The sequence below is a fragment of the Puia sp. genome, from assembly GCF_035546395.1.
Lineage (GTDB): Bacteria > Bacteroidota > Bacteroidia > Chitinophagales > Chitinophagaceae > Puia.
Map to the genome: position 1 here is coordinate 578045 of NZ_DASZXR010000002.1, position 13799 is coordinate 591843.

Genomic DNA, 13799 nt, shown 5'->3' on the forward strand with positions numbered 1-13799 from the left:
ATGATCAGCAATACCACACCGGCCCCCGAACAACCGATACCCGGCCTCGGTATCAGCTCCCCCCAGGGACTGCTGCAATGGATATCGTCTGTCGACCATAAACAAATAGGCATCCTCTATCTGTGGCTATCGGTATTGTTCCTGTTGCTGGGGGGCGCGTCGATCTTGTTGGTGCGGACACAGCTGATCCTGCCGGACAATCATTTCCTGGCGCCGGAGGCCTATGACCAGTTGTTCACGATGCACGGGACGACGATGATCTTTTTTGTGGTGACGCCCGCCATTTTCGGATTTTCGACCTACCTGGTGCCGTTAATGATCGGCGCCAACGATATGGCCTTTCCGCGGCTGAATGCGTTCAGTTTCTGGATCACTTTCTTCGGCGGCCTGTTGCTCTATTTCAGTTTTCTGGCGGGAGGAGCGCCCGATGCCGGATGGTTCAACTACGCGCCCCTGAACGAGTACAACTATTCCTCCCGGCCGGGCATAGGCTACTATTGTGCCGGGCTGTTGCTGGGCGGAACCGGGACGGTGTCAGCCTCGATCAATCTGATCGTTACCATTCTCTACAACCGCGTACCTGCGATGGGGCTTCGGCGATTGCCCCTGTTCGTCTGGATGGTGTTGATCAATTCCTTCCTGGTCCTGGCGTCCTTTCCCGCCCTGAACGCGGCCCTGGCGATGCTGTTACTCGACCGGCAGCTGCATGCGCATTTCTTCAATATGGTGGGCGGTGGATCGTCCCTGTTGTGGCAGCATCTTTTCTGGCTGTTTGGTCACCCTGAAGTGTATATCCTCATTTTGCCGGTCTTCGGCATCTATTCGGAAATATTCCCTGTATTCAGCCGGCGGCCCATCTACGGCTATGGAACGCTGGTGGGGTCGGGCATCGCCATCGCCCTGCTGGCCTTCGGCGTCTGGGTACACCATATGTTCGCAACGGGGTTAGGCAACACGGTCAACGGCTTTTTTGCGGCCAGCAGCCTGCTCATCGGTGTGCCCACAGGGATCAAGATCTTCAACTGGCTGGCGACGATGCATGGTGGGTCCATCCGCTTCACCGTGCCGATGTTGTTCGCCATCGCTTTTCTCATCGAATTCACCATCGGAGGTCTGAGCGGCATCTCGTTCGCGATCGTACCCATCGATTGGCAGCTCACCGACACGTATTACGTCGTGGCGCACCTGCATTTTGTATTCATTGGCGGCTCCCTTTTCGGTCTGCTGGCCGGCTTGTTCTACTGGCTGCCGAAGATCAGCGGGCGGCGGCCTGATGATCGGCTGTCGCGATGGTTCTTTTGGTCGTTTGTCATCGGGTTCAATCTCACCTTTCTTATCCAACATGCGCTGGGTGCGATGGGGATGCCAAGACGGGTGTATACGTACCCCGATCTGCCGGGTTGGGCCATTTGCAATCAGTTGTCGACTATCGGCGGTTATGTGATGGGAGCATCGGTAATACTGCTCGTATTCATTATCGTAAAGTGTGTAAGATCCGGCGCTCCTGCAGGGAATGATCCCTGGGACGCCAATACGCTGGAATGGACAACGGCATCACCACCGCCCCTGCGAAATTTTACCAGCGTGATACCGGTCACCAGTGAAAGGGCGTTCCGGGATTTCAAACGGCCGGAGGACGCGGCGGGGGCGTCGGTTCAACGGCAGATGATCCGGCGCTCGGAAAGAAATGCGGCGATGATGTGGCTGCTGATCGGCACGGAGGCGATATTCTTCCTTAGCCTGCTGATGGCCTATGTCTACTTTGGATCCAACCCCGGTTTTACCGTTACCCCCTCGGCGCTGCTGAATTGGCGATCGACCGGGATCTTCAGCGTCTTGCTATGGGCCAGCAGCTTCGGCTACTGGCGGGCGGAACAGCGATTCCGGCTCAAAAACACGCAGTTGAGCCAAATGTGGTTGAGGGTGACGATCGGCCTGGCCCTCGCTTTTCTGGCGGGACAGGCAAAGGAGTATTATCATCTTGTGCACGAACACCACCTGACTTTAAGCAGCGGTATTTTTGGAACGGCTTTCTTTACATTGACCGGTTTTCACGGGCTGCACGTATTGGTGGGGGTGCTGCTGATGGTCCTGCTGCTGGTACGGATGAATAGCAAACCGGCCGTCCTTTCGCCGCAGGTGATGCGGGCAGTCGGCATCTATTGGCATTTTGTGGACGCGGTATGGGTGGTGATCTTTTCGGTTGTGTACGTTGCGCCTCATGTTTTAAAAACAGCGATATGATGGAAAACGAGTACGGCTTCAGTATTCATATGGCCATCGGGATAGTGGAAATCCTGGTAGCAGGGCCGCTGGTCGTTAGGATGCTTGCGATGCGCCGGCTGCGCACGCCGTTGGTTCGCCGGCTGAGTAAATGGATAGCTGGCAACGCATGGCTGGCATGGCTGGCGGGCACTGGGACGATGTGGTTTTGGCATATCCCGGCAGTGCACCATTGGGCAATGGGCATGTCGGAACGGCATATTTGGTGGATGGCGGTTCAACAGTTGCTGTTGCTGATGGGTGGAATATTGTTTTCCTGGCCCTTGCTGGGTCCCTGCCGCGGCCTGCGAATGCATCCGCTCGCAGGAATTATCTACCTGGCGACCGCCTGCATCAGCTGCTCGCTGATGGGGCTGCTGATCACCTTCGCGCCGCCGGAGGTTTACCCGGGTGTGTCACCAAGGGACAGGGAGACGGCAGGACTGATCATGTGGGTCCCTGGATGCCTGATCTATCTTACCGGTTGCTTGCTGCTGCTTCGGCAATGGTTGCATCGGCAAGACCGGCCCCGCATTGTTTTACCAAAGATCTAAGCATGTCGACGGAGAAAACACATAAGAATATAGTCGGCGGACCCGAAGACCGGCAAAAGGCAGCGCCGGAAAAATTGCCTCCCGGCTGGGAGAAGGCGGTTCCCGAGACGCTTCCGGAGCCGGTTTACTGGCCCTTCTTCCTGGCGCTGGGCATTACCTTCCTGCTTTGGGGACTGCTGACCATGTGGGTGATTTTAGTGGCCGGGATCGGCATCGGTGTTGTTGCGGTAAGCGGATGGATAAAATCGTTGAATGATGAATAAAAATAGCACGGACGAGGCCAACCAGCCCGATCGGGGGCGAAGGGAATTCCTCATGAAGATCGCGCTCGGCGTTGCGGGTGTTTCAGCGATAGCCGCAAGCGTACCGGTGCTCGCCTCCTTTTTTGCTCCGTTGCTGGAACGGCCACCGGGGCTCTGGCGGCCCGTTGCGGGATTGGAGGGATTCGAGGTGGGTGCCACGAGATTGGTCAGCTTTGAGAACGCCGAACCGGAGGCTTGGGCCGGTACGACGGCCCGGACGGCAGCCTGGCTGCGACGGGACGCCGCAGAGTCCTTCACCGCCTTTTCCGCCAACTGTACGCATCTCGGATGTCCGGTAAGATGGGAGTCGGAGGCGCATCTGTTCATGTGTCCCTGCCACGGCGGCGCCTATTATCCTGACGGCTCTGTAGCCGCGGGACCGCCGCCAAAACCATTGGTGCGGTATTCCGTGCGGGTCAACAACGGAAACATAGAGATCCGGACCTCCCCTTTGCCGATCACCACCATTGGAGAATAAAGGCAACACTATGCATACGATCAGGAAAATACTGCGCTGGCTCGAAGACCGGACCGGACTGGGAGAGCTGGCGATGCGCGTGGCGAAACATCCCGTGCCTCCGGGCTCCAAATGGGCCTATGTCTTTGGAAGCGCCACGCTGTTCTGCCTGATCTTGCAGGTGATCACGGGTGTGGCGCTGGCGCTGATGTACCAGCCATCTTCCTCCACAGCCTACCAGTCGTTGCAGTTCATCACCGAAAGGGCCCGGTTTGGCCGCGTGCTGCGGGGGATCCACTATTTTGGTGCATCGGGAATGATCGTGATGGTGGGTATTCACATGATCCGCGTGTATATTACCGCGGCATACAAATATCCCCGCGAAGTGACGTGGATCAGTGGCGTATTTCTATTTATTCTGACGATCGCCATGGGTTTCACCGGCCAACTCTTGCGTTGGGATTCGAATGGCGTGTGGTCGTCGGTAGTGGCCGCGGAACAGTTGGGAAGGATACCCCTGATCGGCAGGCCGGCGGCCCGGTTGTTGCTCGGCGGAGACACCATCGGGGGACACTCGCTCAGTCGTTTTTTCTCCTATCATGTATTTATCGTTCCAGCCTTCATCTTTCTGTTGGTCGGTCTGCACGTTTACTTCGTATTGCACCATGGGATCTCCGAGCCGCCGAAAGCAGGGAGGCCTGTCGTCCGGGACAAATACCGGCAGTGGTATAAAGAGATGCTGAAAGAAAAAGGTGTTCCCTTCTGGCCCTATGCGGCCTGGCGGGACCTGCTGTTTGGTGCGCTGACGATTTGCGTCATCCTTGGGCTGGCGGTACTCTTCGGACCGCCCGGATTGACGGAACCGCCCGATCCATCGCTCGTGCATACTACGCCAAAGCCCGACTGGTATATGCTGGCGATCTTTGCACTGTTCGCCCTCATGCCGCCGAGGATTGAATCCTATATGATAGTGCTGGGACCGCTCGCAACGGTCATTTTCCTGCTTTGTATGCCCTTTTTTTCCAACAAGGGCGAACGGAGTCCATTGCGACGGCCATGGGCGGTGTTTGGAACCATTTGCGTCGTGGTATTTGTATTCGGGCTTTTTCTCACGGGCATGCATTCGCCCTGGTCACCCAAATTTAAAGCAATGCCGCTGCCGGCGTCAACGATCCGTTCCTCGGACAGCGTCGTGGTGCGGGGCGCAAGCCTTTTCTATCGGAAGGCTTGTCTGTACTGCCACAAGATAGAAGGCCAGGGCGGAGATACCGGGCCGGATCTGTCCGCGGTAGCCCGGCGCCTGACGGCGGATGAACTGAAGTTGCGGCTGGTAAACGGGGGAAGAAATATGCCGGCATATGGAGGATTAATGACAAATGACGAATTGAAAGCACTCGTGGAGTTTCTTCAGACGAGAAAGTAGCGGCCTGACGGGATGTCGGCAACCTACTCCGATTTGCGCACGTTGGTATCCCCAAGGAACATTTTTTGATGATCGGCGAGGTAGGGGAGAAGCAAGGCGGCCAGCGATCCTTCGATGAGCTCGATACCAAACATCAATCGCGTTACCAATTCCTGGGGTTGATCCGTACTGTGTGACCCAAATGCCGTGTTATACGCGCCCGCAAGCATGGTGAGAATGGCCGCAAGGCGAAACAAAGCGCGGCCATTTTTCAAATTCCGGACAAAAAAGAAATAGATGATACCGATGAAAAGGTTGATAAGGGGCAAAAGCACGAAGCTGCTGACAGGTACAATTACGGCGAATGCAATAAGGCCCGTAATACTGCGATAGATAATGTTGAAGATGACGACCGCCAGGGCGGCAATGAGGCCGGTGAAAATCCCTGCAAGAACGCATTTGGACACGGTGACGGATGGTTGGGGTGATCGCATAGTATTTTATTGAATGATGGCGTTTAGTGGGCTAGCGCTCCTTTATCAGCTTACCGTCGGATGAAAAGAACAGCAGTTTTCTGCCGCCATCCCTGCCGGCTAGAACAAGATGAAACTGGCAGGATCCGTCACTGGATCGAACGGCATAGGCAGCGTTCCTGGTCCAGGAGGCATACTTGCCTGTTTTGAGTGCCTGCAGGACAGGCGCGGGCAGGCTATCCCAGTTAATCGGTTCTTCCGTGCTGAGCCAATCACCCGATTTCGTGAATTTAGCTTCGCATTTCCGGTCGTTCCGGTCGAAGAATACCGTGAAATTGTCCGTTTTCTCCGTCCACTCCGTTTTAGATGCGTTAGGGAACAGCTTTGCGAAGGCTGAGGTAAGCGTGGCCGGCGGCTGTTTGGGTTGAGCGGCGGCGAACAACACCAACAGGCAAAAACCTGGTGTCAGCGGCAATCGATGATCGCGTTTCATATCTACAGTCGGTTAGTTGTAAATGAAAATTTAACCTGGAGAGATTAAGGGAGACTTAAAAAGGAATTAGAATTGGATTAGAGTGCGGCCCGTTTGTCGAATTGCGTTCCCAGTGAGTGCGATAAATGGATCCAGGCATGTTTTTTTCTCTGTTGACTGTATGAGACTAACCTTGCTGTTTATCATCGAAATGCTGGCAGCGCCGTCGGTTAGGGCGTCCCTTGGAGCGATGCGGGCGGAATTTGTTAATACACGAATAGGAAATTTGCCGGTCCTCTCGGTCGGTCAGCTGGAGCAGGTGCTCAGCCGCCAACAGGGAACAATTCGAATACAGGGGTTTTATCCAGGAAGCAAGCACATATATTACTACGTGGTGCATGAGTTTTGAGCACACGCTAACCCACACACAATCTTCCAATGCAAGGTTTATGAAGCAGTCTCTACTCTTTGCCGCTGTTCTTTTGATGATGACCCTGCAGGGATGCGCCGTCGTCGGCGGTATATTCAAGGCGGGCGTTTGGGTGGGTGTGGTGGCCGTCGTCCTGGTGGTCATCGTGATCGCCGTGATCGTCAGCAAGGCCAGGAAATAAGCCGCCGTTCTTCCGCGCCAGCCGGTCCCGGCGCCGGCCGTATTTTCATCCGCGCTACCCGCTGCCAGCATATCTCGTTGATAAGCAATCTTATAGATCGACCTCAGCCCGGCGCGACAGACCCCGTCAGACAGCCGGTGAAATAAATGTGACAGGAATTGACGGAATAATGCAACCATCCCTGATTCAACTGTAATACATTGATTTCCAGAATTAGGAATAACACGCTCGGGTCCCCGGCGCAGCAAAAAGCCAATTCGGAGCCCGGGCTGCTCCAGCAGTCGTTCTAAATTCGCAAAGCAATCGCTTGTGGGGGGATGTCTATCCCCCCTGTTTTTCAATTCAAAGTCTATGACCAGGCACTCGCAATTCAAATTCATCCTTCCACTGATCCTGCTGACGGCAAACACGCTGAGCGGCGCCGCCCAAAACCGGAACGTCTTCGCCGAAGCGGGCTACTCTAAAGCCGATATCGATGCAAAACTGGAAAAAGCATTCCACGACCTCTTCGAAGGCCCCAATAAAATATACTTCGAGGTGGGCGATTCCTTAGGCTATGTCTCCGATATCAAAAATCACGACGCCCGAACCGAAGGCCTCTCCTATGGGATGATGATCGCCGTCCAGTTGAACCGGAAAGACATCTTCGACCGCATCTGGCGCTGGTCAAAAAAATACCTCCAACACCCCGACGGCGACCGCGCCGGCTATTTCGCCTGGAGCATCAACCCCGCCACCCTGCACAAGAATTCCGAAGGGACCGCCTCCGACGGCGAACTGTACTTCATCACCGACCTGCTGTTCGCCGCCAACCGCTGGGGCAACCACACCGGCATCGACTATTACCACGAAGCCCGGTTCATCCTCGACAACATGTGGAAAAAGAACGGCGCCGGCGGCATCTACCCCCTGGTCAATCTCGCCCATCGGCAGATCACCTTTACGCCCGAAGGAGATAATCATAATTGGACCGACCCCTCCTATCATTTGCCGGCATTCTTCGAGGTCTGGGCCCTCTACGCAAAGGATGGTCACGAACCCTTCTACCGCGACTGCGCCGACACCGCCCGGGCCTTCCTGCATCGGGCCTGCAACGCCTCCACAGGACTGACAACCGATTACGCCGAATTCAGCGGAGCACCCCATCCCGCCCCATGGATGCCACAGGCTTTTCGCTTCGACTCCTGGCGGGTCCCCATGAATATCGCGATGGATGACAACTGGTTCCATAAGGATACGGCCTGGCAACGGGACTACGCCAAACGCTTTCAATCCTTTCTCCGGTCAAAAGGCATCGACTCTTTCGAAGATCAGTTCAACCCCGACGGCTCGAAGCCGGATTTCATCCTCCCCGCCGGCGGTTTCCGGAAACTACGGCATTCACTCGGCCTGGTCGCGACCGCCGCCTCGACGACAATTATATATAATAGAGATCAGTCCTTCGAATTCGCACGAGCCCTCTGGAACGCCAGGCTCGAGCCCTATAGCGACGGGTATTTCGACCCCTACTACGACGGTTTGCTCTATATGTTCTCCCTTATGCACCTCAGCGGAAAATACCGGATTATTCACCCCAAATTCATGGATTCCAAATGAAACGATTTGCAAAATGCCTCTTGCTCGCCTCCTTGACCTTATCCTGCAGCCGGCTGTTCGCCCAGGATCCCAAATTCTATATTTTCCTTTGCTTCGGCCAGTCCAACATGGAAGGCGCCGCAAAATTCGAAGCCGAAGACACCGTCGTCGACGCCCGTTTTAAAGTCATGGAGTCGGTCGACTGCCCCGACCTCAAACGCGAAAAAGGAAAATGGTACACGGCCGCACCCCCCTTGTGCCGCTGCCATACAGGCCTGTCACCCGCAGATTACTTCGGCAGGAATCTCCTCGCCCACCTCCCGCCCGACGTGAAAGTCGGTGTCGTCCATGTCGCCGTTGGCGGCTGCAAGATCGAGCTCTTCGATAAAGATCACTACCAGGACTACCTCGCTACCGCCCCCGGCTGGATGAAGAACATCGTAAAAGAATACGATGGTAACCCCTACGCCCGCCTCGTGGCAATGGCCAGGCTGGCGCAAAAGGACGGGGTTATAAAAGGCATCCTCCTGCACCAGGGCGAATCGAACACGGGCGACACCACTTGGCCGGCAAAAGTAAAAACAGTATATGAAAACCTGCTCCACGACCTCAACCTCGACGCAACCTCGACACCATTGATAGCCGGCGAAGTGGTCGGCGCCGATCAGAACGGCCAATGCGCCGGCATGAACGCCATCATCGATCGCTTACCGGAAACCATCCCCACCGCACACGTCGCCTCCTCGCTCGGTTGCCCCGCCGGCCCCGATCATTTGCATTTCTCGGCGACAGGCTACCGGGAACTCGGCCGGCGGTATGCCGCCCAAATGCTGCCGCAACTGGCGACGGTGAAACCCGCACCCCCCGGCTTCGATTCTTTACGCGCAAACATTCCACACGGCCGCATCGATTCCATTCGCTACCCCTCCGCCACGGTCGGCAATACCCGCAAGGCGCTGATCTACACGCCCCCGGGCTACTCCCGGAAAAAACGCTATCCCGTACTCTATCTCCTCCACGGCATCGGCGGCGACCAACGGGAATGGCTCAACGGCGGTAAACCCCAGCTGATCCTCGACAACCTGTACGCCGATCACAAGCTCGAGCCCTTCATCGTCGTGCTCCCCAACGGAAGAGCCATGAAGGACGACCGGGCAACCGGCAATATCATGGCCGCCGATAAAGTACAAGCCTTCGCCAACTTCGAAAAAGACCTTCTCCACGATCTCATCCCCTATATCGAAAAACACTACCCCGTCTATTCCGATCGCGAACACCGCGCCATCGCCGGTCTCTCCATGGGCGGCGGACAATCCCTCAACTTCGGCCTGGGCAACCTCGATAAATTCGCATGGATCGGCGCCTTCTCAGCGGCTCCCAACACAAAGGCGCCGCAAGAACTCGTCCCCGATCCGGAAAAAGCAAGGAACGCCCTCAAGCTGCTCTGGATCTCCTGCGGCGACCACGACGGCCTCATCGGATTCAGCCGCCGCACCCACGAATATCTTGCCGAACACCAGGTGCCCCATATTTATTACATCGAGCCGGGCGTACATGATTTTAAGGTCTGGAAGAACGGCCTGTATATGTTCTCCCAACTCCTGTTCCATCCCGTAGACACGACCACCTTCGGCGACTACCTGCAAGCATCCACAGGCCAGCCGGCAACCACCAACAACCCCGGCAGCCAATACCCGCAGATCCTGCCTGACCGCCGCGTCGTCTTCCATATCAAGGCCCCCGACGCACACCAGGTACAGATCGACCTGCTGAAAAAATACAACATGGTCCGCGATACCGGCGGCTACTGGAACATCACCACCGATCCGGTCGTAGCAGGATTTCACTATTACTCTCTGCTCATCGACGGCGTGGCAACCATGGACCCCGGTAGCCTGACTTTCTATGGAATGGGCCGCATGGCCAGCGGCATCGACATCCCCGACAACGACGGCGCATTTTATGAGGCCCACCCGGTACCGCACGGCGAAGTCCGGCGAATGAATTATTACTCGCCCATGACCAGGACCTGGCGCCGGGCCTTTGTCTATACCCCGCCCGGCTATGACACCGATCCTTCAAAACACTACCCCGTGCTCTACCTGCAGCATGGAGCAGGAGAGGACGAGACGGGCTGGAGCACCCAGGGGAAAATGGATTGGATCATGGATAACCTCATCGCCGAAGGCAAGGCTACACCCATGCTCGTCGTGATGGACCGCGGCTATGCGACCGACCCGGCCCGGCCCACAAAAAACACCGGCGACAACCGCCCCGGAGCGATGAACAACAATGTCTTCCCCGAACTGCTGGTAAAAGAGATCATTCCGATGGTCGATTCTGCCTTCAGAACGATTCCCGACCGCGACCATCGCGCCATGGCCGGCCTGTCCATGGGCGGCTTCCAAACCTTTCAGGCAACCATGGCCAACCTCGACAAATTCGCCTATATCGGCGGCTTCAGCGGCGCCACCTTTCTGCAACCCGGAGCCGATATCCGGCAGCTGTACGACGGAGCGTGGGCGGACGCCGCCGGCTTCAACCAACGGGTCAAAGTACTCTATCTGAGCATCGGTACGGCCGAGCCGGAAAGAATGTACAAGGGAATAGAAGGACTGCATGAAGCATTGGAAAAAGCCGGCATCCGGCACGTGTACTATGAGTCTCCCGGCACCGCCCACGAATGGCTCACCTGGCGGCGCTCGCTCCGGCAATTCGCCGGCCTCATCTTCAAACCATAACTCCAACCGAAACCACATGCGCATACGTACCGCTTGCCCGCTGATCCTTTCCGCGCTACTGATTGTCACGATCCGCTCGGCCGCCCAGAACCCGATCATCACCGATCAATACACCGCCGATCCCACGGCAAGGGTATTCAACGGGAAGATCTACCTCTATCCCTCGCACGACATCCTCGCCACCCCCGGAAAAGGCCGGCCCGGCTGGTTCTGCATGGAAGACTACCATGTATTCTCCTCGGGCGATCTCACGCATTGGGCCGATCACGGCATTATCGTAAGCCAGGACAAGACACCTTGGGTAAAGCCGGCAGGCTATAGCATGTGGGCCCCCGACTGCGTCTTCCGCAATGGGAAATATTACTTCTATTTTCCATCGACCCCAAAAGACACCAGTCTCGGCCGGGGATTCGCCATCGGCGTGGCAGTGGCAGATAAACCCGAAGGTCCTTATACTCCTTTACCGCAACCCATCAAAGGCGTCCACGGGATCGATCCCAACGTCCTTATCGATAAAGATGGCCAGGCTTACCTGTATTGGGCGCAGGGAAACCTCTTTGCGGCAAAGCTGGATCAGGCCATGACCGCACTGGCATCCGCACCCGTGATGCTGCAGGAACTCCCTTCAAAAGGACTAAAAGAAGGACCCTTCGTTTTCGAACGCAAGGGCATCTATTATCTTACCTACCCGCATGTTCGCAATAAGACGGAATGCCTCGAATATGCCACCGGCGACAATCCCCTCGGACCCTTTACCGTGCGCGGCGTTATTATGGACGAATCCCCTACCGGCTGTTGGACAAACCACCAGTCGATCGTCCAGTTCAACCGGCAATGGTACCTGTTCTACCATCACAACGATCTCTCCCCCGGCTTCGACAAAGCAAGATCGGTCCGCATCGATAGTCTCTTCTTCAACGCCGACGGGACTATACAAAAGGTAATGCCAACCCTGAGAGGGGTGGGGCTCACGAATGCCGGCAGCACGATCAACCCCGACCGGTACACCCGCATCGGCCCCACCGGCGCATCCATCGCATTCCTCGACACCCTCGCCCCGTTCGCCGGTTGGAAAACAGTCTTTACTACCGCCGGCGCCTGGGTACAATACAACAGCGTCGATTTCGGCCACCGGAACTCCAAAAAAGTTCGAGCGCATCTACTGTCGGCAGATGGCGGCGCCTTGCAGATCCGCGCGGATTCCCTCGACGGACCGCTGATCGCGGAAATAAAGTCTCAAAACGCCACATCCGGCTGGCAGGACCTCACCACCGATGTACTCCATCACACCCCGGGCCTCCATCACCTCTTCATTATATCAAAAGAAGATAAACAAGTCGAATTGGACTGGCTCCGGTTTGAATAAAATTCCTGACCATGAAGATATTCGTTTGCAATTTGCTCCTTTTATGGTTCGCCCTCAGCCTCCGCGGCCAGACTCCCTCGTCCCACCTCGCCCAAAATCCCTGGCCCGTCCACGCCGACAACGGCGACGGCACCTTCACCAACCCGGTGATCATGGCCGACTTCCCCGACGTCGACGTCATTCGCGTCAACGACACGTATTACATGCTGGCCACGACCATGTTCACCTTCCCCGGCGTCCCCCTGCTCCAATCGCACGACCTCGTCAACTGGCGCTACTGCACCAACATCGTAAAGCGAATGGACGAAAGTCCCTGTTACAATCTCGATAGCTGCAACCGGTATGCTCATGGTCAATGGGCCGGAAGCCTCCGATATCACAACGGCCAATTTGACGTACTGTTCAACACCCTCAACGAAGGCGCCTTCCTCTGCACCAGCCCCGATCCGGCCGGCCCCTGGAAAATAAAACGGCTCGGCCGCGGCTTCCATGACTGCGGGCTGCTCTTCGATGACAACGGTAAGATCTACGTCGCCTCGGGCTACAATAAGATATACATCACCGAACTCGATACCGCCTTTTCACCTATCAGCAAAGATTCTCTCGTGTTCACCGGCGACATTCGCAAAGGACTCGAAGGAACCCACGTTTACCGGCTCAATGGTTACTACTACCTGTATTGCACCTACGGCGGCGCCGACGGGTTCCAGGCCGCCCTGCGGTCCCGCAACATCTGGGGCCCCTATGAAGAACGGATCGTCATAAAAGAGTGGGACCACAGCAATGTCAATTTCGGTATCCACCAGGGCGCACTCATCCAAACGCAGAAAGGAGAATGGTGGACGATGCTCTTCATCGATATAGGTCCCTTCGGCCGCTTTCCCTCCCTTCAACCCGTCCACTGGCAGGACGACTGGCCCATCGCTGGCGTCGACGGCAAGGCCGTGGTAAAATATAAAAAGCCCGATGTAGGCGGGACCTACCCAATTACCCATCTCCCCACGTCCGATGAGTTCGACGTCGATACCCTGGGTATGCAATGGAGCTGGAATCATAATCCCGACCCGGCAAAATGGTCGCTGACGGCAAGACCGGGCTGGCTCCGGCTCTCGACCGTGTCGGCTGCGCCAAATATCCTCTGGGCCCGCAACACACTCACCCAACGATCCATCGCCAAATACGACCAATCGATCCCCACCATCGCTACGACAAAACTCGAAGTGGACCACATGCGCCCCGGCGACCAGGCTGGATTATGCGTATTCCAGGATCCCTATGCCTTCGTCGCCGTAAGCCAAACCGAAACAGGCCGGTCCCTCGTAATGGTCAACAATGGGGTGACGATCGATTCCATCCCCTTTCAACAGAGAACAGTATACCTCCGCACCCAGGCCTCCAATGCCACCAAAAAGGCGGTATTCGAATACAGCCTCGATAACAAGACATTCATCCCCCTGGGCAACGCATTGGACATGCGGTTCAGCCTGAAGATATTTACCGGTAACAAATTTGGCCTGTTCAATTTCGCTACAAAACAAACCGGCGGATACGTCGATGTAGATTGGTTTCACATGAATTAACAAA

12 protein-coding genes are annotated in these 13799 nt (G+C 56.2%); 10 read left to right on the top strand and 2 right to left on the bottom strand.

Annotation, left to right across the window (positions count from 1 at the left end):
- The 5 genes from VHE34_RS03530 to VHE34_RS03550 are packed head-to-tail and all read left to right on the top strand — an operon-like array spanning window position 1 to window position 4998.
- A complete protein-coding gene (locus VHE34_RS03530) occupies window positions 1-2244 on the top strand; it encodes a cbb3-type cytochrome c oxidase subunit I (RefSeq protein ID WP_325584643.1) in 2244 nt (747 codons plus the stop codon).
- Window positions 2241-2816 carry a cytochrome c oxidase assembly protein gene (locus VHE34_RS03535; RefSeq protein WP_325584645.1) on the top strand — a complete coding sequence of 192 codons (576 nt, stop codon included), beginning with the start codon at window positions 2241-2243 and terminating at the stop codon, window positions 2814-2816. The genes VHE34_RS03530 and VHE34_RS03535 overlap by 4 nt, the downstream gene beginning before the upstream one ends.
- Window positions 2817-2818: 2 nt before the next feature.
- Window positions 2819-3079: a hypothetical protein gene (locus tag VHE34_RS03540; RefSeq protein ID WP_325584647.1), complete on the top strand. Its 261-nt coding sequence runs from the start codon at window positions 2819-2821 to the stop codon at window positions 3077-3079.
- Window positions 3069-3596: a ubiquinol-cytochrome c reductase iron-sulfur subunit gene (locus tag VHE34_RS03545; RefSeq protein WP_325584649.1), complete on the top strand. Its 528-nt coding sequence runs from the start codon at window positions 3069-3071 to the stop codon at window positions 3594-3596. The genes VHE34_RS03540 and VHE34_RS03545 overlap by 11 nt, the downstream gene beginning before the upstream one ends.
- Window positions 3597-3606: 10 nt before the next feature.
- Window positions 3607-4998: a cytochrome b N-terminal domain-containing protein gene (locus VHE34_RS03550; protein ID WP_325584651.1), complete on the top strand. Its 1392-nt coding sequence runs from the start codon at window positions 3607-3609 to the stop codon at window positions 4996-4998.
- 23 nt (window positions 4999-5021) lie between these two features.
- On the opposite strand, the gene VHE34_RS03555 is transcribed toward VHE34_RS03550, so the two are convergent.
- Both VHE34_RS03555 and VHE34_RS03560 read right to left on the bottom strand, forming a co-directional pair.
- Window positions 5022-5471 carry a hypothetical protein gene (locus tag VHE34_RS03555; RefSeq protein ID WP_325584653.1) on the bottom strand — a complete coding sequence of 150 codons (450 nt, stop codon included), beginning with the start codon at window positions 5469-5471 and terminating at the stop codon, window positions 5022-5024.
- Window positions 5472-5502: 31 nt separating this feature from the next.
- Entirely contained in the window at window positions 5503-5943 is a 441-nt protein-coding gene (locus tag VHE34_RS03560) for a hypothetical protein (RefSeq protein WP_325584655.1), read from the bottom strand.
- A 428-nt stretch (window positions 5944-6371) separates the two neighbouring features.
- Between VHE34_RS03560 and VHE34_RS03565 the strand changes: the two genes are divergently transcribed.
- From VHE34_RS03565 to VHE34_RS03585, 5 genes are all read left to right on the top strand, one after another.
- Window positions 6372-6533 (top strand): phosphatidate cytidylyltransferase, encoded by a 162-nt coding sequence (locus VHE34_RS03565; protein ID WP_325584657.1) that lies wholly within the window; start codon window positions 6372-6374, stop codon window positions 6531-6533.
- Between the two features lie 351 nt (window positions 6534-6884).
- Window positions 6885-8129: a glycosyl hydrolase family 8 gene (locus tag VHE34_RS03570; RefSeq protein ID WP_325584659.1), complete on the top strand. Its 1245-nt coding sequence runs from the start codon at window positions 6885-6887 to the stop codon at window positions 8127-8129.
- Window positions 8126-10849 (top strand): alpha/beta hydrolase-fold protein, encoded by a 2724-nt coding sequence (locus tag VHE34_RS03575; RefSeq protein ID WP_325584661.1) that lies wholly within the window; start codon window positions 8126-8128, stop codon window positions 10847-10849. The genes VHE34_RS03570 and VHE34_RS03575 overlap by 4 nt, the downstream gene beginning before the upstream one ends.
- A 16-nt stretch (window positions 10850-10865) precedes the next feature.
- Window positions 10866-12215 carry a family 43 glycosylhydrolase gene (locus tag VHE34_RS03580; protein ID WP_325584663.1) on the top strand — a complete coding sequence of 450 codons (1350 nt, stop codon included), beginning with the start codon at window positions 10866-10868 and terminating at the stop codon, window positions 12213-12215.
- Between the two features lie 11 nt (window positions 12216-12226).
- Window positions 12227-13795: a glycoside hydrolase 43 family protein gene (locus VHE34_RS03585; RefSeq protein WP_325584665.1), complete on the top strand. Its 1569-nt coding sequence runs from the start codon at window positions 12227-12229 to the stop codon at window positions 13793-13795.
- The last annotated feature ends 4 nt before the right edge of the window (window positions 13796-13799 follow it).

What these genes read in the sequence shown, in the direction of transcription:
- VHE34_RS03530 (WP_325584643.1), top strand. Translation starts at nt 1, where the DNA reads ATGATCAGCAATACCACACCGGCCCCCGAACAACCGATACCCGGCCTC.
- VHE34_RS03535 (WP_325584645.1), top strand. Translation starts at nt 2,241, where the DNA reads ATGATGGAAAACGAGTACGGCTTCAGTATTCATATGGCCATCGGGATA.
- VHE34_RS03540 (WP_325584647.1), top strand. Translation starts at nt 2,819, where the DNA reads ATGTCGACGGAGAAAACACATAAGAATATAGTCGGCGGACCCGAAGAC.
- VHE34_RS03545 (WP_325584649.1), top strand. Translation starts at nt 3,069, where the DNA reads ATGATGAATAAAAATAGCACGGACGAGGCCAACCAGCCCGATCGGGGG.
- VHE34_RS03550 (WP_325584651.1), top strand. Translation starts at nt 3,607, where the DNA reads ATGCATACGATCAGGAAAATACTGCGCTGGCTCGAAGACCGGACCGGA.
- VHE34_RS03555 (WP_325584653.1), bottom strand. Translation starts at nt 5,471, where the DNA reads ATGCGATCACCCCAACCATCCGTCACCGTGTCCAAATGCGTTCTTGCA.
- VHE34_RS03560 (WP_325584655.1), bottom strand. Translation starts at nt 5,943, where the DNA reads ATGAAACGCGATCATCGATTGCCGCTGACACCAGGTTTTTGCCTGTTG.
- VHE34_RS03565 (WP_325584657.1), top strand. Translation starts at nt 6,372, where the DNA reads ATGAAGCAGTCTCTACTCTTTGCCGCTGTTCTTTTGATGATGACCCTG.
- VHE34_RS03570 (WP_325584659.1), top strand. Translation starts at nt 6,885, where the DNA reads ATGACCAGGCACTCGCAATTCAAATTCATCCTTCCACTGATCCTGCTG.
- VHE34_RS03575 (WP_325584661.1), top strand. Translation starts at nt 8,126, where the DNA reads ATGAAACGATTTGCAAAATGCCTCTTGCTCGCCTCCTTGACCTTATCC.
- VHE34_RS03580 (WP_325584663.1), top strand. Translation starts at nt 10,866, where the DNA reads ATGCGCATACGTACCGCTTGCCCGCTGATCCTTTCCGCGCTACTGATT.
- VHE34_RS03585 (WP_325584665.1), top strand. Translation starts at nt 12,227, where the DNA reads ATGAAGATATTCGTTTGCAATTTGCTCCTTTTATGGTTCGCCCTCAGC.